13 protein-coding genes are annotated in these 25,365 nt (G+C 37.8%); 7 read left to right on the top strand and 6 right to left on the bottom strand.

The window, feature by feature from the left end; all coding sequences use genetic code 11:
* Positions 1-57 precede the first annotated feature (57 nt).
* The 6 genes from BKM63_RS14290 to BKM63_RS14265 all read right to left on the bottom strand — a co-directional run bounded on the left by BKM63_RS14290 (position 58) and on the right by BKM63_RS14265 (position 12,522).
* Positions 58-1,731 (bottom strand): alpha-L-fucosidase, encoded by a 1,674-nt coding sequence (locus BKM63_RS14290; protein WP_071637230.1) that lies wholly within the window; start codon positions 1,729-1,731, stop codon positions 58-60.
* 181 nt (positions 1,732-1,912) lie between these two features.
* Positions 1,913-4,753, bottom strand: coding sequence for an RICIN domain-containing protein (locus tag BKM63_RS14285; RefSeq protein WP_071637229.1), 2,841 nt, complete (start codon positions 4,751-4,753; stop codon positions 1,913-1,915).
* A gap of 203 nt (positions 4,754-4,956) precedes the next feature.
* The gene (locus BKM63_RS14280; RefSeq protein WP_071637228.1) at positions 4,957-6,411 is read right to left on the bottom strand and encodes a cellulase family glycosylhydrolase; all 1,455 of its coding nucleotides are present in this window, start codon (positions 6,409-6,411) and stop codon (positions 4,957-4,959) included.
* Between the two features lie 83 nt (positions 6,412-6,494).
* A complete protein-coding gene (locus BKM63_RS14275) occupies positions 6,495-7,718 on the bottom strand; it encodes a glycan-binding surface protein (protein ID WP_123907076.1) in 1,224 nt (407 codons plus the stop codon).
* 8 nt (positions 7,719-7,726) lie between these two features.
* Positions 7,727-9,328 carry a RagB/SusD family nutrient uptake outer membrane protein gene (locus BKM63_RS14270; RefSeq protein ID WP_071637226.1) on the bottom strand — a complete coding sequence of 534 codons (1,602 nt, stop codon included), beginning with the start codon at positions 9,326-9,328 and terminating at the stop codon, positions 7,727-7,729.
* Positions 9,329-9,330: 2 nt separating this feature from the next.
* On the bottom strand, positions 9,331-12,522 hold the full coding sequence (locus BKM63_RS14265; protein ID WP_083572233.1) for a SusC/RagA family TonB-linked outer membrane protein: 3,192 nt from the start codon (positions 12,520-12,522) through the stop codon (positions 9,331-9,333).
* A gap of 530 nt (positions 12,523-13,052) precedes the next feature.
* Here BKM63_RS14265 and BKM63_RS14255 point away from each other — a divergent pair.
* The 7 genes from BKM63_RS14255 to BKM63_RS14220 all read left to right on the top strand — a co-directional run bounded on the left by BKM63_RS14255 (position 13,053) and on the right by BKM63_RS14220 (position 25,284).
* A complete protein-coding gene (locus BKM63_RS14255) occupies positions 13,053-13,391 on the top strand; it encodes a MarR family transcriptional regulator (protein WP_347511978.1) in 339 nt (112 codons plus the stop codon).
* Between the two features lie 496 nt (positions 13,392-13,887).
* Complete coding sequence (locus tag BKM63_RS14245; protein ID WP_071637224.1) at positions 13,888-14,433, top strand: RNA polymerase sigma factor; 546 nt, start codon at positions 13,888-13,890, stop codon at positions 14,431-14,433.
* Between the two features lie 75 nt (positions 14,434-14,508).
* Positions 14,509-15,573, top strand: a complete 1,065-nt coding sequence (locus BKM63_RS14240) for a FecR family protein (protein WP_071637223.1) — start codon at positions 14,509-14,511, stop codon at positions 15,571-15,573.
* A 170-nt stretch (positions 15,574-15,743) separates the two neighbouring features.
* Positions 15,744-19,304 carry a SusC/RagA family TonB-linked outer membrane protein gene (locus BKM63_RS14235; protein ID WP_165608773.1) on the top strand — a complete coding sequence of 1,187 codons (3,561 nt, stop codon included), beginning with the start codon at positions 15,744-15,746 and terminating at the stop codon, positions 19,302-19,304.
* A gap of 18 nt (positions 19,305-19,322) precedes the next feature.
* Positions 19,323-20,678: a RagB/SusD family nutrient uptake outer membrane protein gene (locus BKM63_RS14230; RefSeq protein ID WP_071637221.1), complete on the top strand. Its 1,356-nt coding sequence runs from the start codon at positions 19,323-19,325 to the stop codon at positions 20,676-20,678.
* 10 nt (positions 20,679-20,688) lie between these two features.
* The gene (locus BKM63_RS14225) at positions 20,689-22,662 is read left to right on the top strand and encodes a TlpA family protein disulfide reductase (protein ID WP_071637220.1); all 1,974 of its coding nucleotides are present in this window, start codon (positions 20,689-20,691) and stop codon (positions 22,660-22,662) included.
* Between the two features lie 24 nt (positions 22,663-22,686).
* Entirely contained in the window at positions 22,687-25,284 is a 2,598-nt protein-coding gene (locus BKM63_RS14220; RefSeq protein WP_083572231.1) for an alpha/beta hydrolase family protein, read from the top strand.
* Positions 25,285-25,365 lie beyond the last annotated feature (81 nt).

Raw genomic sequence — 25,365 nt, 5'->3', positions numbered from 1 at the left:
AGTTTAAACGATTGCCCATCAGCACTTATCTGCTCCCTAGTGGCAAACAATTCTATACTAATTACCTTTGGCAGCATCTGCATACTGTATCTTAAACACTACTGCTATGTTATTTGGAATAAATTTTGGTTTTTGAATCACAAGTGAATCCGAATACTGCTTCCAGGAAATTTTTTCTTTACTGCCAAGTACACTGATATTTTTTATCGTGGTATTATTTTTCTTTTTACCAAGGAGTTTCAAGCTTACATTCTCAGCAGGAACACCTAATGCGGTAGCATACAAGATTTTCCCTTTCTGATTATAACGAATGTCCTGAGCTGTCATCGTTACTTTCCCTTCATTAAATCCTTGAGCATTAATAGGATTGACTATTTCTGCTGCGGGTCCTTCACCATATACACTCCATGGACGGGTATCAAAGATGCTTTCTTTGTTTATATCCATCCATTTTGCTATATCTTCAAGGATTGCGATTTCTTTGTCATCGATAGAACCATCTCCGCGTACAGGTATGTTTAACAGCAGATTTCCATTTTTGCTGACAATATCAATAAGCATCTGAATAACCGTTTTAGCCGATTTATATCCATTTCCATCATAAATTGCCCTGCTGTAATGCCAATCGCCAATACAGGTGCAGGTCTGCCAGGCTTCGTTTTGAATCTGGTCAGGCACTCCTCTTTCCACATCCCAAACCATGCATTTTTTCTGTTCTGGTGTCAGTACTTTTCCAAATAGAACTGCTTCGAGTTTATTATCATGAGCTGCCATGTTGGTATTGTAATAATGAGCCGCTATTTTCAAGCCTGCATCACTTACAGGATAAAGTGGAAGTCCTGAATCATCAAAATAAAGAAGGTCTGGTTTGTAGATATTGATTAAATCCATAGTGCGGTTATAAAAATTCTCGCAATATTCTGCAGAAGGAATAGAGGCTCCATTATCCCAATTCCATTGCCCCCACAAAGAGGTAATGCTTTCCTCGCTTCCAGCGCTTAGCGGATGGTTTTGCGCATATAGCTCCTGCGGATCCAGCCCTTCCCACCAAGTGCCAACACCCTCTTTTTTAGTAAGTTTCCCATCATAAGGAATGCCAGCATAAGGTCCTTTTTTGTCTGAACGCTGCGAAGTTTCAAACCAAGTCCAGGCATGAGCCGCATGAACGCTTAATCCAAATGGCAATCCATGTTTTTTAGCCGCCGCAGCCCAGCCTGAAATAATATCTTTTTTAGGACCAACTTTTGTAGAATTCCACGCTTGGTATTTGCTGTTCCATAAATCTAAATTATCATGATGGTTGGCCATAGCAAAAAAATACTGTGCTCCAACTCGTTTATATAGTGCTACAATTTTCTCAGGATCCCAGTTTTCAGCTTTCCAATCCTTAATAACCTCTTTAAACCCTGCTTTAGATGGGTGTCCGTAATGTTCTATATGCCATTTGTACTGCGCCCCGCCTTCATCATACATAAATCGGCCATACCAATCTCCCTGCTCCGGCTGACATTGCGGTCCCCAATGCGCCCAGATTCCAAACTTAGCATTTCGAAACCATTCAGGAGTTTTATACTGCTGGAGAGATTCCCAAGTTGGTTTAAATTTTCCCGACGCGACTTTTTCAGTGTTCTCTGTAACTAGTGACTGGTATTTTTGCTGTGCCTGTAAAAAACTGGCGCAGAGGATACATAAAGCTGTAAATAATTGGTTTCTCTTATTGTTTTTATACATTTTTATTTTTATTTTTTGTTAGCCCGGAGCTAACGTGTTTTTAAATTTTTCTTTTGGGCTTTTATTACGAAAGATTAATGGCTTTTTAAGTTACAACACAATGTGCTGATACAGGTACATAATCACTATATAAAAGTCCTAACAGAGCTTATTCTACTGTTAGGACTTCCCTTAATTTGATTTATCTGGTTTTCTTAATCATTTTAAATGATTGGAGAAGATTACCTCCTGTTCCTTCCACATTTACGATATACAATCCCGACTGAAGTGTGCTTCCCATTGACAGCTGGCTTGAGTCCGATATCGGCACAGACTCAACATTTTTTCCATTCATATCAAAAATTCGTACTCTTATCGGTTCCGCATAATCATTTATTTCAATTTTAAAACTGCTTGTAAATGGATTTGGAGAACAGATTACAGTAATTTTTTGCTCTTGCAGATTTTCTGTAGTATCACCTAGTCTCAAAGTTGCACTCGATACCGCAGTTAGAGACCATTGCTGGTTATTGCTTGAGCTGAGACTCCATTGGCTTAGATCTGCTCCGTTTGTTGAATTTCCTAAACCATCCAAATACATTCCGGTCGCTTTATTTTTAAACCTGAAATAACCCGAACCAGCGTCTTCTTGTATCCATTTTTGCGCCTCACTTCCACTATAGCTCCATTGTCCTGCGATTGATGGATTTGCTGTTCTGCTCATCCCGTCTATATACAATCCAGTAGCTCTGTTTTTAATCATAACCTCGCTCCCGCTATACTCTAGTGACCATTGCTGGGCACTGCTCCCACTGTAGGTCCATTGTCCTGTATTACTTCCCTGCGTTGTTCTGCTCATTCCGTCTATCAGCAGTCCAGTGCTTCTATTTGAAATGTTATAATAGGATGTGGCCTCACCAAGATCGTCACCATAAACAAGTCCTCTTCCCACAGTGCTCATATAAACGCGCCCGTAGATATTCATATCTCCCATTACAAAGTTCCCGTTTCCTGTACCTCCATATTCATGCGCATCATCATTAATGCGAGTCCAGTTGCTGCCTTGGTCTACCGAACGAAAAACTCCCGTAACACCGCTTACCGTACCCCAGATATAAATAGTTGGATAAGAAGCGCCAGCCTTTGCTTTACCAATTCCGACTGCCGAAGCGTTGCTTACAGTTGTTGAAGGTGTGGTAAAACTGGCACCGCCATTAACTGACCTTATCAGTCCGCCAGAATTCTTGGCAATCCATAAGTGCCCAGCATACCCAGGCACTGTTCTAATTAGGCTGGATCCCCCTGCTCCAACATTAGAAACCGTATTGAAAGAAGCACCGCCGTCTGTGCTTGCTTTTAAATCTCCGTTAGCTCTGTTGTAGGCATAAAATTTATTGTTTGTAATGGCATCAGATACTGGAATCGTATTAAAATTAATTCCTGTTACTGTCGTCCAGCTGGCTCCATTATTGGTAGAACGGTACATAGCGCTGGAAGATTCCGGAACATGCAGGATAGTTATGCCATCATAAGAAAGTCCAACCGTTCCGCGCGGTCCTGCCAGGGCTGCAGTTGTTTTTATCCAGTCAGTTCCTTGATTATTGGAATAGTACATATTCTCACCAAGCCTTACAATTTTATTGGCATTTCCTGATGCATACGCCAGTCCGGATGTGGTTCCCATTGCAGGCTTGTATTGCGGTGCAAATGTCGAAACATCAGTATGCTTAAATCCGTCATAATCTCCAATGACACTCATTAAAGGTCCGCCCGGAATACTGATTAACCCCAGCGGTACGCTCTCTTCAAGGCCGATGGCGTCAAACTTCCACGAGGTTTTTGACGCGTTAAGATCATCACAGGTAAAAATACCATTTCCCGATATTACACTTGCCTGATTGGTATTAAAAGGATTAAACTTGATGTCCCCAGTCCAGTGAATGGATGCTGAAGATCCTGAAATCCAAGTACAGCCATTGTCTAAGACATTGATTCCCGAATTTCCAACCAGATCTCTCCATGATGCACCGCCATCTGTACTTAAAAAGAAACGATCGGCATAAATTATATTGCCCTGTGCATTGGTATACTGCGCCATATAGGTATTCATTGATGAAGCAATCAGACGCTGCGGATTGGATGGGGCAACATCGATGCCGCCAAAAGGCCCCGAAAAGGATGATGGTGTAATATTGGTTAAGGCCCCTGTACTAGAAAGCTTCCAAATCTGTCCTGAAGAAGGGTTCCAAGGTCCTTCCTTATCAGCATAAGTGATTAATAAAGCCCTGTTGGAATCCAACACTGCTCGCTGAGGCATATAATTTATTGTGGCTCCCGAAACGGCATTCCAAGTATTTCCAGCATCTGTACTTTTATAAAGATTGGAAGCTCCAGTTCTGGAAACACCAGCATAAATAGTCTGAGTGCTGCCTCCAGAAACTGATGCAGAATCAAAGATTACAAAACAGATTCCGTTATCATTTGCCGTTGTCGTAACTGGAAATGACGATACCTTAGACCAAGTCGAACCGCCATTAGTACTTTTAAACAATCCGTCACGTCTGCTTCCGCAAAAAAGCACATTAGAATTGTTAGGGTCTACCGCCAATCGCTCGCCGTTAGATCTTCCCATACCGTTTCCATGCGCCTTAAATTGTGAGGTTACTATAGTTTCAGTAAAATTAACACCTCTATCGGTTGATTTTAAAATGGCTGTTTTCTGACCATTAAAATAATCGGTTCCTACCAGCATATAAACCACATTATTATCCTGAGGGTCAATTGCCAGCGATTCCACGCCCTGATAACCCAGCTGATCTACACTGGTCCAATCCAATAAGGGTATCCATCTGCTGCTAGATGCATCCCATCGATAAGCTCCTCCCACATCTGTGCGGGCGTATTTTAAATTGGCATCTGTTTTACTTGGAATAATACCGGTAACAAAACCTGCGCCTCCAATCTGAACGTTTTTCCAAACACTCTGGGCTTGGGAAACGAAAACTGATAAAATCAATACACATAATAAGTAAGCTTTTTTCATCTTGATTTGTTTTTTAAAAGTTTAAATTATTATCATCCTTACAATCTATCCTCACCCGAACCAATGTTTCTAAATTCTTAGCATTTTAGTACCGATAAGGGCTGCCGCACCAGAAATGCGGCAGTATAAATTCCTTTTTTTAAGAAATGGCCAATAAATGCCTAATCCTGAAAAAAAACTTTGAAAGGGGGTATCTTAAAATATTAGTTGGCCCCTGCTTTAATAGCATCTATCGTACGTTGGTCTTTTACAGTAAAATTACTCCTGTCTATCGCTGCTCCTATATCCCACCAAAAAGGTTTAATACCACGGGCTAATGCTTCTTTGGTTGTAAAATTTATCCAATAGTCCACCGAGGCGTTATGCATGGCCAAATCTTTGGGAAGATAAGCAGGACCACTACGTCTGTAAGCGCCATACTCTCCCATTATAACCGGTATCCCTTTATCAATAAATTTGGTTTTCATTTTGTTGTAATCAGCAATTATCTCGTCCTCTTCTCCGTATGTAGCATTACGGTCAGGTTCAATGGTGGAATGATGGTCTTTACCCCAGTAGTAAATCAATTTACCCCAGCTCTCATCTTTATTCCCGATACAAAATTGTGATGGTGTATAGTTATGCACCTCAACCATGAGGCGATTTGGCACCTGATCTGTAGGAAGCGTGTTCATCAGGTCAAATGTCAATCCAGGATTTGTTTGAGGACCTTGAACGATAAGAACTCGGTGACTGTTTCTTCCACCTGTAGAGCGAACAGCTTGAACAAACGTTTGGTGGTATGATGCTAATACTGCCATCTCCTCAGCATTTTTAGCATCCGGTTCGTTAGCGCTGGCAAACATAAGGTGCTCGTCAAAATCACGCATTGCAGTAGCGATTTGTTCCCATAATGCTTTTTGTTTAGCATTGACAGCCTCCTGCTTTGCTTTAGTGATGTTTTTTTCCAGCCATCCGCCGTCCCAGTGAATATTAAGCATCACATATATGTCGTTATTCACACAATAACCTACGACCTCTTTTACCCTTTTGATCCAATTCTGATCAAGATGTGCGGTAGCTTCGTTGTCAAGATGAAAATTCCAGGCACAAGGTATGCGAATAGCAGAGAAACCTAATTGCTTTACAGCTTTTACATATTCCTCTGTAATCACTGGACTACCCCAACCGGTTTCACCACCCGGCGCTTCAAATGTATTGCCAATGTTCCATCCCAGTTTAAATTTGGCAGCCAATTCAACCGCTGTGCTCATCCCTGCAGCATCAGCTGGCTTTGGAGATAAATTATAACCTGGAAACAAATTGGCAGTTTGTGTAACTGTTATGCGTCTTGCCTGTCCGTTATCTGCTGTAACAGTCAGCACAGCCGAACGGCTAACCCCGCTGTTGTTAGCAGAGGCTGTAAATGCGGTCTTCTCTGTACCTTGAGCCCCACTTAATTTACTTAATTGCAGCCAAGTTAAGGCTAAATTTGTTATGGTCCATTTACTGTTTGCTTCAATTGTAATTGGTTCAGATGTGCCTCCTTCAGGCATAAAAGAAACCGATTCTGTCGAAACTGTCAAATACGGCTCTTCCTCTGTACTTTTAGAACAGCTAAATAAGGATCCGCTGATCATAAAAAGCAACAGCATCTGATATAATAATTTATGCTTCATTTAAATTGTTTTAGGATTAGTGAATTTTTATTTAAAACCTGCGAAAAAATTCAGGTATTTAGAATATCCGCAGGCTTAATTCTTTAATTAATCTGCTCATTAATAATTTTTACCACTCTGATGTTATCAAAAGCAGCTTTAAAAGCTATACCGGAAGCTTCATAATTATGCAGATATATCTGGCAATTGGATTTTCCTTCTGCTCCAATCAGGTCTGTAATATTTTTCAAGATATCACCTTTTCCACTTCCTCCGTCACGAAACTGGGTAAAGGGAATGGTTACAGTTTGCCAGCCTGTTGTTTTAAAACCTGTTGGAGAACCCTGCCAAGGCTCATATCTTGCTAAATAATTTCCTGTTGAAGTTGCAACCATTATAGAACCGCCCAGCCAGGGATTTGGAACGTTTATTTCAAATTTAAAAGCCCAATTATCAACCGGATCTGAAAGACTTTCTGCAGGTATCCATTGTGTTTGACCAATTCTGACCGCATGACTCCAAGGCTGTCCGTCTCCACCAGATACAGAAGCAAAATCCATGACAAAGAAATTAGTTACATTTCCTCCAGGAAAAATAGAATTACTCTCGCCACTAACAATTTGCGCTCCTCCCCAATATTCCCAATTAGAAATATCATCTGCATTAGATATCACACCAGTTGTTTTATCATTCACATTAAATGCAGTAAGAATTTCACCTGATCCTGTAGTTATTTTTAAAGGACCGCTCACAGCTCCATCCGGCATTTTAAAACTTACTGCAGTTCCGTCATCTGAACCTGTAAATTCCTGTACGGACACGCCGGCAAAAACGAGTCCGCTGATCTGAAACAAATTTGCTCCATAAACAATCACCTCTTCCCCTGGCTGCGGATTTTCGTTTGAAATATGATCCAGCACTGGAGGTCCGGCTACTATATCAATATCAAAAATCACTTTTCCTTTCGGAGTAACCAGTTCAATGGTGTTTAAATCATTTTCAGCAACAGAAGGAAATGGAATCACCGCCGGCACCTGTACAACTGCATAGTTGTCAGCGAACAGCCCTCCATTAAAATCGACCGCGATACCATTGAAGGCAATCTTTACAGCATCTTTTAAATGGGATCCCTTTAAGACAACCCACTGTCCCGGTACCAGTTCATTAACCAATGTATCATTAGGAGCCGCCGCATAATTGCGCACTTCTGTGATAACCGGTCCAGCACCGGAATCTTCATCATTGTTGCAGGACACAAACATTGCCGCCACAAGCATCATACCTGCTAAAAGCAGGCGGGTAAAACTATTGTCTATTATTTTTTTCATAACTGTCATTATTTATAGTATGGAACTGACGGTTCATTTAACTTAGGGTTCACTACAACTTCTGTTGTCGGAAGCTGCAGGGTAAAAGTAGCGGATGTTGCAGGCGATATCGTTCCAATAGGATCGTTTGGCGTTGCTGTTTTTGAATCCTTATCATAATCAAACAGTACTCTCTGCTGATCACTTAAAAGCTGCACTGCTTTTTGAGGATTGTAATACGAGAGTCTAACCAAATCATACCAGTATTGTCCCTCACAGGCAAATTCCACTCTTCTTTCGTTCAAAATGATATCTTCATTAATCGAGGTAAGAGGAGCCACACCGGCACGAGTTCTTACTTTGTTAAAATACAGCAGTGCATCAGGATCACTTGTTGAGAAATCATTTCCAAGCACTGCTTCTGCATATACCAGATATACGTCCGCAAGTCTGAGAAGAGCGTTATGTTCAATAGATCCCAAGTAAGACATCGCAGGAGAATTATTGTCTGCTTCATTGCCTATGATATGCTTTTTCATCCCTACAGAAGCTGCAGTATAACCGCCTCCTGCGGCATTAAGCTCAGGATAATGGTCTCCCGGCAGCATAAAACTTGCTTTTCTTCGGATAGAATCCTGCTCTGTATAAGCTAAATACAAATCGTAGCTCACGCCTGGAGATCCCCATGCGCCTCCTTTTTGAGGATTAATGTCATTGCTTGGAGAGTAAGTCAGTAAATGACTGCCATGCATCCATTCTGTAGTGGCAGACCATTGCAGGGCAAAAAGCGATTCTTGATTATCGTTAAACTTGGTTTTAAAAAGATCTGCATAACTAGGAAGCAGGCTGAGTCCGCTGTTTGCGATAACATCTTTGGCGTAGGTTTTAGCCAGATTTAAATATTCTTGATTGCGGCTTCCTCCAGTCTGGCCTATACCTGCTCTAGTCAAGTAGACCTTGCTTAACATTCCTTTAGCTGACCATGATGTAACTCGGCCCGGCTGATCGGTTTTAGGCAGGTTTTCTGCTGCAAAGGCCAAATCTTCGATTACAAATCTGTATACGTCCTCTATTTTATTTTTATTGACTAGAGGCGATTTTATCAGTTTGGTGTTATCTTCTATAATAGGCACCTCCCCCCAAAGCATTGCCAAATGATAATAGGCCATAGCACGTATGAATCTTGCTTCGGCTACAGCGCCATTTTTATCGGTAGCCGCAACCGTTGAAGGTGTTTTTTCATTAATAGCGTTAATAGTCGTATTGCAATGTGCCACTATAATGTAAAGTGCTGCCCAGCCTGTTGTTAAACGTCCGTTGGATCCTGAAAGGGTAAAAGTGTTAAGCTGCACCAGATCCGAGCCCTGATATTGAAGAATAAGATTTCCGCTTAATATATCTCCTAAAGGCAGGTATGCCGTATTATTCCATTGTGCCCAGATTTTGCCGCCGTATAATGCCGCCGTGGCTAAACGAAGCTCTTCTTTGTTCTGGTAAAAATTCTCTGTGCTTATTTCGGACTGTGACGGACGGTCAAGAAAATCGTCCTGGCATCCGATGAGCACCGCTGAAACCAGCAGGCTTAAAATGATATTTCTATAAATTGTGCCCATATTTTTGTTTTGTTTCATTTTTAGTTAGTTAATCCTAGATTAAGTCCAAATGTAAAAGATCGGGACTGCGGATAGAAACCATTATCAATTCCCGCCTGCAAAGGATTCCACGATCCTACCTCAGGATCCATTCCTGTGTAGCTTGTAATTAGAAATGGATTGCTGACATTTACATACAGCCTAAGCGAACTTATATGTATTTTTTTCATCATTTCACTTGGAAAAGAATAGCCTAAAGTCATGTTTCTGCATCTTATAAAAGAGCCATTCTCCACATATCGATCAGAAAAACGGTTGTTTCTGTTGCTGTCATTATTTTTTAGTCCGACAATTGAAGTCTCAGGATTAGTCACATACACGTTATTCACATCTGAAGCCGAACCATTAGGATCAATTAAAGCCAATACAGCGTGATCTTTCAAAGACTTCAAATAACCGTTATTGGTAAGAGGATTGTCTCCATTAATTCTCATTCCGTTCACAACCTCACTGCCTTGATTGGCAGTAAAGAAAATATTCAAATCAAAACCTTTGTAAGTAAAAGTATTTCCAAGTCCAAACTGAAAGTCTGGAACAGGCGATCCTAAAAATGTCTGATCCTTTTCAGTAATCACTCCATCTCCGTTAAGATCCTTAAATTTAAGATCTCCATACCACACTCCACCCGAATTAGGAGTAATTGGCAGTACTGTTCCGTCAGTATTGGTTGGAAGTGCATGGTTTTTAAAATCTTCTGCTGTAGCAAATACACCGTCTACTTTATAACCGTAGAATGATCCTATGGAACCGCCTACTACAGTTCTAGACACCACATCTCCGCCATAATATCCTGGAAGGAAAGCTCCGTCAGTATTTAATTTCATTACTTTATTTTTATTGTGAGATAAAGTAAAATCTGTAGTCCATGTAAAATCTCCATGTTCCATATTTCTTGAACTCAAATGAAGATCAATGCCTCTGTTGCGAACCTGTCCAATATTAACATAAGGAGCATTGATGGCTCCAGGCGAATACCCCACAATAGTTCCTGAATATAATGGAAGAGGAATCTGCATCAGCAATCCGTCCGTCATACGGTTGTAAACATCGACAGATAAATTAAGTTTCCATCCAAACAGCGCTGCATCAAGTCCAATATTTCCGTATTTGGTTTTTTCCCATTCTACTGCTGGATTTGCGATATTGGTAGTCATTTGCGCATTACCAGAAAGTCCTGTTGATACCGATTCTAAAGTTGACAGATAGGCATTGTTTCTAACATTTTGATTGTTGGTAAGTCCATAACCTGCTCTTAACTTTAATTCGTTAACGATTTTAGAACCTTTTAAGAATTTTTCATTGTTTAATTTCCATGCAAATGCCCCAGAATACGTAGTCACCCAACGGTTATCAGGCGCAAATTTCGAAGAACCGTCAGCACGGATATTTGCCGTAAAGAGATATCGGTCATCATAGATAAAATTTAAACGTCCGAAGTACGATTCTAGTGCGCTGTCTCCTTTTGTACCTCCATTGGTAGCCGTAGTGATATCGCCGCTTCCTATATTGGTTACATTATTAGAAATGAAATTTCTTCTTCCAGCAGAAACACTTTCAAACTGTGTCAGCTGGGCCTCATGTCCTAAAAGAGCATTAAAATTGTATTTTTTATTAAAGACTTTTGAATAGGTGAAGAAACTTCTAAATGTGGTAAAATAGTCTTGATTGTAAGCGTAAGAAGCTTCATTGGTCACTTTTTCAGCTAGTCCGAATTTATAAGTCGGACTAAACTTGTCTTCTGTCTTATAAAGAAAATTACCTGAGATCTCATTACGAAAAGAAAAGTCTTTCGTAAACGCAATATCAATATAAAGATTACCAAAAAACTGATTTCTCTTCGGATTATTTTTATTGATAAGTGCCAATGCATAAGGATTTACACGTTTTGCAATCCATCCTTCACTGCTTTCTTCTCCTGCAAAACTTCCATCGGCATTTCTAATGGGTATATCCGGTGTCTGGCTTAATGCCTCTTGAATAACATTTGATCCAGTAGAATTCACATTCTCATCAATGTGAGTCAGCTGCATACTAGTTCCTAACTTAAGCCAGCTCGTTGTCTTATTATCCAAGTTCAAACGCACTGATGCTCTGGTAAATTCAGATCCTAAGGCTATCCCTTCCTGATTAAAATACGATCCTGAAAGCAAATACTGTGTTTTTTCAGAACCGCCGCTTAAAGTAAGGACATGATTTACTGTAGGCGCTTTACGAAACAATTCTTCTTGCCAGTTGGTACCCTCTCCTAAATAATTTGGATTGGCAAACTCTGGTCTTTCGTCAAAACCCCATACTGCTGCCCTCTGGTTAATAAATGTGGCATATTCCCTTAAATTCATTGTCGGATACTGCTTGATAAGCTCTTGAAATCCAGTTGAAACCTCATAAGTTATTTTAGCTGCACCTTCCTTACCTCTTTTTGTAGTAATTACAATTACACCATTTGTAGCCTGCGAACCATAAATTGCTGTCGCCGAAGCATCTTTCAATACATCTACCGATTCGATATCTGAGGGGCTTATGGTCGCTAGTGGATTGGTACCATTACCAGTGTCAAAACTTTGGCCAATGATAACCCCGTCAATTACATAGAGAGGCGAACTGCTGCCAAACGAAGACATACCTCGTATCTGGATGTTTACACCTCCTCCAGGCTGCCCCGAAGTCTGTTGCACTACCACACCGGCTACTTTTCCTTGCAGTGCCTGATCAAAAGTAACAGGCTGTGTTTTGCGGAGTTCATCACCGCTAATGGAAGATATGGCTCCTGTAAGGTCTTTCCTTTTAGCCTTTCCGTACCCGATCACCACTACTTCGTTTAGTGCTTTTTGATCCTCTTTCATTTGGATTGTAAGCTGGTCATCGGTAACTTTTACTTCCTGCTTGACAAAACCCAGATAGGTAAACACAATGGTTTCTCCGATTTTTGCTGTGATGGTAAAACCTCCATCGGCATCTGTGACCGCTTTCTGATCTTTTCCTTTAAGCTGAATATTGACCCCAAAAAGAGGCTGCCCATCTGTTTCTGATGTAACAGTACCCTTAATTCTTTTTGGATCAGAATTTTGGGCTGACATCAGTCCGGCATAAAATAGCATCGCTATAATAATGCCTGTATTAAAAAGACTGTAACTGCGCTTTTTAATGCATCGCATTCCTTTTTTTTCATTCATAATTTGATTGGTTAGGTATTAGTTAATAAGCTGGTTTGTCTCTTCGAAAAAACCTTAGAGACAGGGAACAAATTAACAATAAAGACTAGCCAAACTATGGTTCTATTTGTATCAGAAAAAGGGTCAAATTGTAATCATTACTAGACTTATGATAAAAAAAGACAGCTATTTATTTCATTAAAATATTTTATATCATAATTTTTTATGATATTATCAATACCTAACACTAAATCAATACTAGCTGAGAAAGCAGCTCATGCAGAAGCATTCGTGGTGTTCTCGTTACAAAATCTAAGAGAGAATTTAGCAGATACAGCGCCGGTATCTTCAAAAAATAGAAATTTCAAGAAGCTAAACTGTTATTTTAATAATTTATTTATCTTTTTCACTAAGATACTTAGTTCATGAGCAAAGTTAATAGTACTGATTTATTATCACGATATCAAGCTGCCAGCAGAAAATATTCTGATGCATCTGTATTTATTCACGCTGTAATTACAAGAAAATAAAGACTTTAGGAAGCAGACCGCATATATTTAGGACTTATTCTTCATAAATCTATAACCGTGGGAGAAATCTCTAAACTTTCAGGTTTAAGCATAGGTGCCGTAACGGGATTAATAGACCGGTTGGAAAAAATGAAACTCTTGGAAAGGCAATTCATCAAGGAAGACCTAAGAAAAGTCATCATTGTTCCGAATGTCGAAAATAGTATGAAGCTGCTTAAGCCGTTTTTTGATAAACTGCAGGAGAAAACTATGGCATTGCTTGCCATTTTTTCAGAAGAACAAATAGAAACTATAGAAAGCTATTTTATCAAAGCCGCAGCCATAATGGAGGAAACAAAAGATAATTTAAACAAAAAATAATATAGAAGGTCTTACTGCAATTAACTGACCAGAGCTGAAATATGGCTCTGCATCACCACTTATCTACTTTTTAATGAATGGCGCACAGATTTTCGAAACTCTGGTTTTTGTGCCTAAATGGACCGAAGCTGCCCCTGAAAATTTTAAGCTTTTACTGGATGGAAATTACAGGCTGTTAGATACTCTTGTTATTTTAGACACTTTTTGACCTTTAATTGATTTCTCCACTTGACGGAAATCTTGCTGTTGATATAGTATTTGTACAATCTATTGTACTAATGCAAAAATGGATAATTTCACAATTGTACCATCACATTAGAGAACATCTGAAATGAAATTCACTGAAATATAAAAACATTAAAAAAAAAAATTAACAAAACAATCGCTATTATTTTCATCAATTAATACAAAACATTATGAAATATTTTAAAATCTAACTGTATTAGCGATAAAAGTTTTAGATTTGCTGTTAAACACAAGCAATCATATTCCTTCGATGAAGAACACTTCAGAAGATATTTTTTTATGGCAGCAGATTAAAAAAGGTGACATTACCGCCTTTGAAAAGCTGTATGATATCTACGCTGATGTTTTACTTACTTTTGCTTCACAATATACTAATGAAACTTCGATTGCTAAAGATACTATTCATGATGTTTTTTTAGACATTTATAAATACCGCAGTGGACTTGCTCAAAATGTAAATGTAAAATCGTATTTGTTTAAAATCACACAGCGTAATGTTTTAAAAAAGCACAAAGCTTCTAAAAAAATGTTTTCTATCACCTCTGATTATGATTCAGTTATTTTAAAAGAACTCTCTTTTGAAGATACTTTAATTGAAGAAGAAAATAATACTGCTCTTAATTCAAAATTAGCATTTGCGATGCAGGAACTAACCGAAAAGCAGCGCAAAGCTTTATTCTACAGATTTAATGAAGACAAACCTTATGAGGAAATTGCTTCTATTTTAGACATTTCCATAGAGTCTTGTAGAACACTGATTTACAGATGTTTGAAAGAACTTCGAAAAAAACTTTAAAAAAAGGTTATTTTTTTGTCTATGTTTTACAAGAGTTGTTCTCTTAGTAAATATATACCCCATAAAAACATCGCCTTGCAAATTAATTTTAACAAAATATCGAACGATGAAAAAGATTCTTTAAAGAATCAAATTCGTCTTGGACTAATCGAACTAGCCGAAGAAGAATCTAAGCGCAGGAAGAAAAAAAGACTTCTCGCCTATTCTGCCGCTGCAAGTGTTGTTTTATTAGTCTCTCTATCTGTATTTATCAATCCGAATAATACTGTAGGCAGTAAACCGCAAACAGCATTAGAGCTATTTGCCGCAAGTAATACTTCGACTGATTCTAATATTGATTTAGAAGAAATCTCGCTTGTTTTACAAGACAAACAAACTATCGCGGTGCAGGATAGTGCGGTTATCAGTTATGGTAAAAATGGAAAAAAAGTTACGGTTGGAAAACAAGCTATAAACACAAATTCAAGCGTGGCTGCCTTTAATACTGTGCGTGTTCCTTATGGAAAAAGAACACAGATTGTATTAACAGACGGAACAAGAGTATGGCTGAATTCTGGCTCTTCCCTAATCTATCCGACTCAATTTGATGGTTCTATCCGTGAAGTTTATTTAACAGGAGAAGCCGCTTTTGACGTAGCGCATGATAAAACCAAACCTTTCTTTGTAAAAACAAAAGAATGTAATGTACGCGTACTTGGAACTGTATTTAATGTAAGTTCTTATCCTGAAGATAAAAACGTTCAAACTGCTTTATTAGAGGGAAAAGTAAGAATTACTTATACTAAAAAAGGAATTTTAAGCAATCAGGAAATTCAGGAAGATTTAAATCCAGGAATGATTGCAACGATCAATAAAGATAAAAAACAGCTCAAAGTTGAACGAAAAGATGTTGCCTCTATATTGTCGTGGAGAGATGGTTATTTTACCTTCAAAAGCCAGTCATTAGGAACTATTTTAAACAAGCTCTCAAAATATTATAAAATTGAATTTATTAAAGGTTCAAACTTGAATTTAGAAACCAGCTACTCAGGATCTTTTGCCTTAAATGAAAACCTGAATTCGCTGGCCGCTGCTTTGTCCAGTATTACCAATAACAACTGCACTGTAAACGCAAACCAAAGAACTATTACAATTAAATAAAAAAATCAATTCTAAAAACCACCAAAGCCTATGATATAAGACCAGAGATACACATATCAACCTTATTTATAAACTAACCAAAAAAAAACCAAAAGATGTTGGCGCATCTTTTGGCAGTTGTAGAACAGCGGCCAATCCTAATTGACTGCATCTTAATCCAAAACAAAATTATGAATAAAAAACATAATTCAGAAAAATTATTTTCTGAACGATACCACTATTACCTATATCTGCTGCTTATGAGATCTCTTACTGCATTTATCTGGATAAGTATGTGTAGTTTATATGCGAACCCTTCTTCAGGGCAAAATAAAATACATGTTCGTTTCAAGAACGCGCCGCTCACGGAGGTATTTTCTACTTTAGAAAAACAGGCGAACTATGTCTTTTTCTATAATGATGATGTACTTAATTCTGCCACTACAATTACATTGGACAAAGAGGCAACTTTAGAGGAAATTTTAAACAATGCTTTCAAAAACAATAATCTTACTTATGATATTATCGATAAACAAGTTATTGTAAAGAGAGCTAAAAAAAGACCCGAACAGCTGGAGTATGAATTAACAGGGAAAGTGACCGATAAAAAAGGCGCACCGCTTATTGGAGTAAATGTTGTCTTGAAAGGAAAACAAACTTGGGACATTACCAGAAAAGAAGGTGATTATCGCATGAGAGTCGCTCCAAATGATACTATCGTTTTTAGTTCTTTGGGTTTTAAAACGGTAACCATTCCTGTAAACAATAAGAGAATAATTGATGCCGTGCTTGCTGCAGATGTAATGGAACTCCACAGCGTAGAGATTACCGTTTCTAACGGATATACCGAAATTCCAAAAGAAAGAGTAACCGGATCTATCGGGTTAATAACTGCTAAAGAATTGGCAGAAGTGCCTACAGTAGATATTCAATCAAGGCTGGAAGGAAAAATTGCCGGTGTAAATGTAGATCCAAGAACAGGTACTATCAGCGTGAGAGGAACTAACAATTACAGCGGTACAGGACAGCCGTTAATCGTAATTGATGGTTTTCCGCAATCGAGAGAAGATTTTGCTTTCTCTAGAAGAGGTGTTCCGGGATCTTCTATTTTAAGTTATCTTAATCCAGATGATGTAGAAAGCATTTCGGTTTTAAAAGACGCTGCTGCGAGTTCGATCTGGGGTTCTGCGGCCGCCAACGGTGTCATTGTAATTACAACCAAAAAAGGCAGAAAAGGAGAACCAGTTATAAATTTTAACACCACTACAACGGTAGGTGAAAAAATTGATTTGGGAAAACTGCGTGTCATGAATTCAGCTCAATATATTGATTATGAAAAAGATCTTGTTAACGGCGGTTTCGCTGCTGATAATATTTCGAACTGGCAGGCTCTTAATCCAAGCGCAGCGCAGGAAATAATGTTTAGACAAAAAAGAGGCGAAATTTCTTTAGCTCAAAGAGATCTTCTGCTAAACCAGTTAGGACAAAATAATAATTTGGATCAGATAGACAGATACTTATTAAGAAATTCATTTACCACCCAGTATGATTTATCTATAAATGGCGGAAACGAAAAAAGCACCTACTATTTGTCTTTAGGTTATAATAAAGACAATGCGGCAATGCAGGGAAATGATTCTAAATCGTATAATATCACATTAAACAACTCCTTTCAGCTTAAAAGTTTCTTAAAACTGAATACAGGAATCAATTATGTGCCTACGACGTACCAAACCAATACTGTTGCAAACGAAGCCTTATCAAATGTATCGGCTACAGCTTTGCGTCCGTATGATATGATTGCCGATGAAAATGGAAATGGAATCAGCCGTTATTTTCTTTTCACGCCAGCGGTATCAAAAGGATTTGAAGCAAAAGGTTATTTGCCCTGGTCTTACAATTATTTAGATGAACTGAATTATTCTAATGTAATAACAAAAGGAGCTAATTTAAGATTAAATGCAAGTTTAACAGCTACAGTTACAAATTGGTTAAATTTTGAGGCATCGGGAATGTATACTTCCATAACAAATAAAACCAAATCTTTAAGTGAGTTGGATAGTTATTATACCCGAAACATGATCAATCAGGCAACATCTGTTAATTCTGCTGGAAAGTTAGTGTATGGTATACCGCTTGGATCTTATTTATCTAATACGAATGCTAGCAACGACACTCAGAGCATGCGTTTTCAGATGAATATCAATAAGAATTTTAACGAAGATAACAGTTTACACTTTTTAGCAGGTACAGAAATCAGAGAAGAACGCAGAGAAGGTTCCAGCCAAAGATATTATGGCTACAACATGGACACTAACTCGGGACAAGCCGTAAATCCAACAGTTTATTACACTACCGTTTACGGATGGCAGAGTATAATTGGAAGCTCAGATACTAGTATTAGCAAATCAAGAAACCGCTATTTATCGTACTATGGATTAGGCTCGTATGATTTTATGAACCGTTACCATATTTCAGGAAGTGTTCGTTTTGATGACACCAACCTATTAGGGGCTTCTAAAAAAAATAGAGCTATCCCGCTATGGTCTGCAGGAGCAAAATGGGATATTAATAAAGAGTTTTTTTTAAGAGATGTCAGCTGGCTGAGCACTTTAGCATTTAGAGCTACTTACGGTAAAGCAGCAATCTCTCCTGCCGGTGGTTTTGGAAGCCAAAGCCCTGTAATCAGTATTGGATCTGTCGATTTTAATACGCAATTGCCTATTGGATCTATCAGTGTCCCTGAAAATCCAGAAATTAGATGGGAAACAACGACAACAACAAATTACGGTATAGATTATGGTTTTTTCAACAATCGTTTACGAGGAAGTGTCGATTTATACTATAAAAAAACAAATGATATTCTAGTGAATCTGCCATTTAATCCAACTTACGGCTGGCCATTTGTAAATTATAACGCTGGTACTTTAAAAGGACATGGAATAGATTTTACTATTTCAGGAGCTATTGTAAATGCTGAATTTAAATGGAACAGTACTGTAAATCTTGGTTACAATACAAATGAAGTTACAGACTCTCGTTTTAAAGCGACAACTACTAACCAATATCTATCTGGTGTAACAACAGAAGGTAAAAAAATCGGATATGTATATGCCTATCACTGGGCAGGATTGGACAGCAGCGGACAATCTACCATACGCAAAAAAGACGGTACAATTGTAAATTCAAGTCAGGGAATTGGAGCAGTAGATAAAGACGATCTAAAATATATGGGAACTACATTTGCTCCATATTCTGGAGGTTTCATGAATGATTTCTCCTTTAAAAACTTCAGATTAGGAGTGCAGATCACCTATTATGGAGGACACGTGTTTAGAAATACAGTTTTACAAAATTACCCTTCTTACACAGGAGTGCAAAACGGAGCTGTTGCAAAAGATGCACTTGTTGCAGATCGCTGGAGACAAGCCGGAGATGAAGCTAATACAAATGTTCCTGGTCTGGCAAACATCAGTTTTAATAGTTTAAACCGTTACCAAATGGCAGACATTAATGTACTTCCTGCAGATAACATTCGACTACAGCAGGTTGCACTAGGTTATAATGTACCTAACCAATGGTTAGAAAAAACTTTTATAAAATCATTGAGTTTTAATTTCGCAGCAAGAAATTTAGGATTGTTATGGGTTAAAAACGATTTAGGAATTGATCCTCAGTATTTGTCAAACAACAACTACAATACACTTCCTCCACAGCGTACCTACACCTTACAATTTAACTGCGGTTTTTAATTTTAAAAAAACAGATTTATGAAATTTCTTAAATTCACACTATATATTCTGCCTGCACTTCTGCTAAACTCTTGTAGAGATTATGTTGAAGTAGAGCAAGTTGGAAACAACAGAATTTTAAAATATACTTCAGATTACAGAGCCATTGCTAATGCCTACACCGACATTAGCGGTTCTGGAGGAATTTATTTGTTGGCCAATGCCGATGCAGAATTTCCTGCGACCTATCAAAATGGCGTAAGTACAATTTGGGCAAACAGTTATACCTGGCAGGACAAAATCTACGATCCTTCTCAGGGAGATTCAGATTACATTGGGTTATACAAAGCCGTTTATTACAGTAACGTTCTTTTGGACGGCGTTATGGGCAGTGAAAAAGGAACAGATGCCGAGAAAAAAGAAATCTATGCCGAAGCCTTTGTTCATAGAGCATTTGCATACCTTCAGTTAGTAAACACTTACGGTCCTCAGTTTGATCCAGCTTCTGCTAATTCAGAAAAAGCGGTTCCGCTATTATTAAAACCAGAACTGTTTTCATCATTGGACAGAAGTACAGTCGGTCAGATTTACGATCAGATTATTTCTGATTTAAAGAGTGCTTTGGCAAATGATATCCAGGATACACCTCCTTTTAATGTGCTTCCATCCAAAAAAGCAGTTTATGCATTATTGGCAAGAACGTATCTTTATATGGGCCAATATCAATTGAGTCTCGAAAATGCTGAGAAGGCCTTACAAATGCAAAATGGATTAATTGATTTAAAAACATTTGCAACGGGTTACAGTTATCCCGTTTTAATTCAGAACCCTGAGGTTATATTTTCAAAAACTTTGCTGTTAACTTATAACAGAGCACCTCTTTCTAATGATTTGCTAAGTAGTTTTGGAACCACCGATTTGCGTTATGATTACTATACAATAGCTGGTAACGTTTCTATTTCTCCAACTTACACTGGAAGAGGTTTTGGAATTGCCACCTATAGCAATACAAACGGAATTAACGTGGGAGTTTCGGTTCCCGAAATGTATTTAATCGCCGCTGAATGTTATGCCAGAGCAGGACAAACTCAAAAAGCCGTGGATTATCTTAATATTCTTAGAGCAAAAAGATTCAGAGCCAATGCAGCTTATCAGGTAAGTGCTGCAACAAGTACTGAAGCTTTAAATCTTGTTCTAACAGAAAGACAAAAAGAATTTATAGGAAGAGGTTTCCGCTGGTTCGATCAGCGAAGATTAAATCTTGATCCGGCTTTTCAGAAAACATACACACGAATTTTTAAAGGAAATACCTTTACCCTTGCTCCTAACAGCGATGGATATGTATTCCCAATCAATCAAAATTACATCGATTTAAACCCGGAACTGGGCAAATAAATTCATTACAATGTTAAAAAAATTAAATATCAAACTTTTGGTATTGGCGTTTTGCGCCCTTACCATAAAAGTTTCGGCTCAAGAAGTTACATCCAGATTACAAGGAATGGCAGACATTCCTATTTCTGGAACGACTATAAATATGACGTATGATCCAAAAGGCGGTCCATTAGAAAACATACAAGAAATCAACGGTTATGCGTATGTTTTCAATGATTACAGATGGGAAATTGAAGATATTAAAATGAAAAAAAATGGCAGTACTTGGAATGCCGATTTTACGGTTCCGAAAAACTGTGCTTTTATGGCTTTCAAATTCTATGGCAATACCGAAAATGGATTAGTTACAGACACCAATCAGGACAAAGGGTATATGCTGGTAGCTTTTAAAGAGCCAAAAGTAAAAATGCCCGGAGCCGATTTGGCTTGGGCAACTTTTAGAAACAAAAACTTCAACGGAGAGTTTAACGGATATTTCAAAGATTTTTCTATTGATGGAGATGCAACCGAATATTGGTTAAAAAAAGAAGTGCAAGACCATCCAGACCGATTTCCTGAATTTTTTGATACCTACATCAAAATCCTGAAAAAACAAAAACCTGAAAAATTTGAGGAGATTGCGCCTAAAGTTTTAACGCAATTCTCAAAAAACACAAAAGGAATGCCTGAAGAAGTTTTTGTGAAACTCCGCAGTATTTATCTGTTTGATTTAAAAGATCAGAAAAAAGCAGATTCTTTAGAAACAGTTATTGAAAAGCAATTTCCAAATGGGGCTTATTTAAGATTTAATGCCTATCAAAAAATCAATAAAATTGCTGATGCAGCTGAGAAGTACAAAGCGGCTAATCAATTTTTAACTGATTTTCCATACAGTAAAGAAGTGCCCGCATCACAAAACTATCTGTATGACAATATTGTAAAAATAAAATTTGGCTATTATTTCGAAACTAAAGATTACAAAAGTATTCTGGCTCTGATTCCAACAATGAATTTTGCCTCAGTCAATGATGGTTACCACCAGTATATTTCAAAAGCTTTATATCTAAAATCGGTAGATCCGGCAGTAATCGAAACAATGGCTGTGCCTATGATAAAAGAAATGAAGGCAAAAGTAAATGACCTGTCTTATATGCAGGGAATTTACTGGTCTCCAAATCAGGCAACAGAAAATGCTAAAAATCAATTGAACAATGAATTAGTCATTCAGATTCGTATGTTCGATATGCTGAAAAAATATCCAGAAGTTCTGGAAACTTTTGATGCGCTTCCATTAGAAAAACGTTACGAAAAAGCAAGCATTAACGACATACACGTAAGAGCTTTAGAAGCCTTAAACAAACCTATTATCGAGGTATTGAAAAATGCAGCAAGAAGAAATACTTTATCAGAAGGAATGACGGCTAAATTGAAAGAAGCGTATTTAAAAGAAGGCAAAAAAGAAAGTGATTTTCCTGCCTATTTAGAGCAGCTGAAAAAAGAAAACAAGTCTGAAGAAAAAATCGCTTTTATCGATATCGCCGCTCCGGCCATTAAAGTTCAGGGAACCGATGGAAAAACAAAGCAATTGGATTTAAACAGCGGTAAAATTATCGTAATCGATTTTTGGGCAACTTGGTGCGGACCTTGTAAAAAGGCTTTTCCAGCGATGCAGCAATTGGTTACCAGCTTCAAAGAAGACCAGCAAGTTGAAGTGTACTTCATCAGCACGCAGGAAAATCATGAAGGTTACAAAAAAGCAGCTGTTGCCTATCTAAAAGAAAAAGGACTAAAACTAGATACTTATTTTGATTTAATAAAAAAAGGCGGTTCTACAAACAATGAATCTTTCTCAAAGTATGCAGCAATTTTCAAATCCAGCGGTATTCCTAGAAAAGTAGTAATCAAAAACGGAAAAATTCGTTTTACTTCTGAAGGTTATTCTGGAAATCCCGGACAATTGGTTGATGAACTTACAGGCGTTATCAACGCTTTAAAGAACGAATAATTCGCTTTCTGAAAATCTAATTATATGAAAAAAATAGTCTTACTATGTACATTCGCTTTGAGTGTACATAGTTTATCTGCACAGAAAAAAACAGTTGACCAATCGGCTTATCAGTCGTGGGAGAGAATTAACAGCAAGTCTTTATCCTATACTGGTAAATGGATGTCCTACAGTTCTGTATTTCAAGATGAAGAAAAAGAAAATAAAAAGCAGATTATTGTTCAGGAAGCTCCAAAAGGGAAACGTCTGGTTTTTGAGAATATCAGTGATCTGAAATTCATTGGAAAAAAAGACTGGATTCAGTACACTAAGAAAGACAGTACCATACTCCAAAATTTAAAAACGGGAGCAAAAAGACTTTGGAAAACAAAACATTATACCAATGCTCTTACAGGAACTGATTTTCTATACTACACGCGTCCTGAGGCTGAAAAAGGTCCTTTTTTTCTCCAGCGCTTGGTTTGTTACAATTTAGAAAGCAATGACAGTATTGCTGTAAACAACATTAAATCATCTCGTTTTTTAAAAAACAAATCCATTGTATACGCACAGATCGAAAAAGACAAAGTGTTTCTAAAACACGGAAATCCAGGCGGTAAACAAGAAACTATCTATAGTGGGAAAGCTTCTGATTTTGGAGATTTTCAATTAAACGATAAAGAAAACGGCGGTACTTTTACTTTAAAAGGAAATAACAGCTCCGATTTTAATATGGTTTATTATTTTAATCTCAATACTAATTCAACAAAAGCCGTATTCAATTATGATGATATCAAGTTAAGCGAGTCTGGTTATTCGATTTCAAAAACAGCGTATGGATTAAATGAAAATAGTCGCTTTATCACCTTGTCAGTAAACTCGAATAAGCGTCCGGAAAATACTCAGATTCCAAAATCGGGTGTTGAAATCTGGAGATCGAATCAGGGAACAATGGAACGCAGACAGGAATTGTTGAGAAGTTCCAAAACACTTCCAAGCGAGCAGAAATTTCTTTATGATATCCAAAATAAAAAAGTAGTCAAAATTGCTTCAACTAGTGAATTTGATCAGGTTTTAATACCAGAATCTGGCAGCTTTAAAGGTGTTTATGGTTTAGATAAAAAACCGTATGCCGTAGAAGTAGACTGGACTTTTAACGAACGTAATGATGTTTACTGGATCGATGCCGAAACAGGAAAATCTACAAAAATATTAACAGGCGTTTTTGGCAGTCCAACTTGGAATCCGCAGGGAAGTTTTGCTGTTTTTTATGATGAAAAGGCAAAAGTGTGGACCGTTTTTGACAGCAGTTCTATGCAATTCAAAAATATCAGTTTACAAATTCCTTTTCCGATTTCAGATGATAATGTAGATATGAAATCGGCAAATACCGCTTACGGAATCGCGGGCTGGTTAGATAATGGAAACACAGTCGTTTTATACGATCAGTTTGATTTGTGGGCTATTGACCTGACCAATCAAAAAAAGGCGTATTCGCTCACGCAGCAGTATGGAAGAAAAAACAAAACGGAACTTCGATATGGAGAACAAGGTTATTTTGGAAATTTAGACAACATAAAAACCATTACATTAAATGGTTTCGATACAGAACATAAATCGAAAGGGGTTTATAAATTAGTCGATGCCAATTCTATTACAAAAATATTAGCTCCTTCAGAATATAACGTACGCATTGAAGACGTTTCTGGAGATAATTCGAGTGTTTTATTCTCTAAAGAAAGCTATACTACTTTTCCAGATTTATGGTGGGGAACTGAAAATTTTAAATCACAGCAAAGAATTACCAACATCAATCCACAGCAGAAAGATTATGCCTGGGGAACTTCTAAATTGCTGAGATGGAAAACTTTTAACGGCAAAGAAAACCAGGGAAATCTATATCTTCCGGACAATTACGACAGCAAAAAAACATATCCAGTAATTGTTCATTTTTACGAAAAACATACTGAAGATTTTAATCAGTACCATCAGCCTGAAGTCAGCACTTCCAATATTAATATTCCAACTTTTGTAAGCCAGGGTTACATTGTTTTCCAGCCAGATGTACATTATACGTATGGCGACGTTGGAAACAGCGTGTACAATGATGTCATCAGCGGGATTGAATATTTAATTTCAAAAGGCATTACGGAGAAAGGCAAAATTGGAATTCAGGGACATAGTTTTGGCGGTTACGAAACTTCTTTCTTAACTACAAAAACCAATCTTTTCAGCTGTGCAATTGTGGGTTCCGGGGTAAGCAATTTTACTGCCAATTATCCTGTAATGCGATCCAATGGTATTTCGACAATGTTTAAATACGAAGCCGATCAATATCGCATGGGAAGTTCTATGCACGACAATCTGGACGGATACATCAAAAATTCGCCTATATTTTCGGCTAAAAACATCCAAACGCCAATCCTTATTTTTCACAATGATAATGACCGTGCAGTGCCTTATCAGGAAGGACAATCTTTGTTTTTTGCACTTCGACGTTTAGGCAAAACTGCTTTATTAGTGAATTACAAAAAAGAAGGACATACTTTAGATGATGCGGCGAATAGAAAAGACTGGACGCTCAAAATGCAGCAGTATTTTGACTTTTATTTAAAAGGGGCCGCGCGTCCTGACTGGATGTAATATAAGCCGATACCTTTATACACCCCAAAGACTGTTATTTGGAGGTCTCGTATGAGACCTTCAAACTAACAGCAGTAACTT

Source organism: Flavobacterium johnsoniae (assembly GCF_001879205.1).
In the GTDB taxonomy this organism is placed as follows: Bacteria; Bacteroidota; Bacteroidia; order Flavobacteriales; family Flavobacteriaceae; genus Flavobacterium; species Flavobacterium johnsoniae_A.
The sequence above is the reverse complement of the archived record's forward strand: the minus strand, read 5'-3'. Positions and strand labels throughout refer to the sequence as shown.

Coding starts and splice junctions, on each gene's coding strand:
- BKM63_RS14285 (WP_071637229.1), bottom strand. CDS start 4,753: ATGAAAAAAGCTTACTTATTATGTGTATTGATTTTATCAGTTTTCGTT.
- BKM63_RS14230 (WP_071637221.1), top strand. CDS start 19,323: ATGAAATTTCTTAAATTCACACTATATATTCTGCCTGCACTTCTGCTA.
- BKM63_RS14245 (WP_071637224.1), top strand. CDS start 13,888: ATGAAGAACACTTCAGAAGATATTTTTTTATGGCAGCAGATTAAAAAA.
- BKM63_RS14265 (WP_083572233.1), bottom strand. CDS start 12,522: ATGAATGAAAAAAAAGGAATGCGATGCATTAAAAAGCGCAGTTACAGT.
- BKM63_RS14235 (WP_165608773.1), top strand. CDS start 15,744: ATGAATAAAAAACATAATTCAGAAAAATTATTTTCTGAACGATACCAC.
- BKM63_RS14225 (WP_071637220.1), top strand. CDS start 20,689: ATGTTAAAAAAATTAAATATCAAACTTTTGGTATTGGCGTTTTGCGCC.
- BKM63_RS14280 (WP_071637228.1), bottom strand. CDS start 6,411: ATGAAGCATAAATTATTATATCAGATGCTGTTGCTTTTTATGATCAGC.
- BKM63_RS14275 (WP_123907076.1), bottom strand. CDS start 7,718: ATGAAAAAAATAATAGACAATAGTTTTACCCGCCTGCTTTTAGCAGGT.
- BKM63_RS14270 (WP_071637226.1), bottom strand. CDS start 9,328: ATGAAACAAAACAAAAATATGGGCACAATTTATAGAAATATCATTTTA.
- BKM63_RS14290 (WP_071637230.1), bottom strand. CDS start 1,731: ATGTATAAAAACAATAAGAGAAACCAATTATTTACAGCTTTATGTATC.
- BKM63_RS14220 (WP_083572231.1), top strand. CDS start 22,687: ATGAAAAAAATAGTCTTACTATGTACATTCGCTTTGAGTGTACATAGT.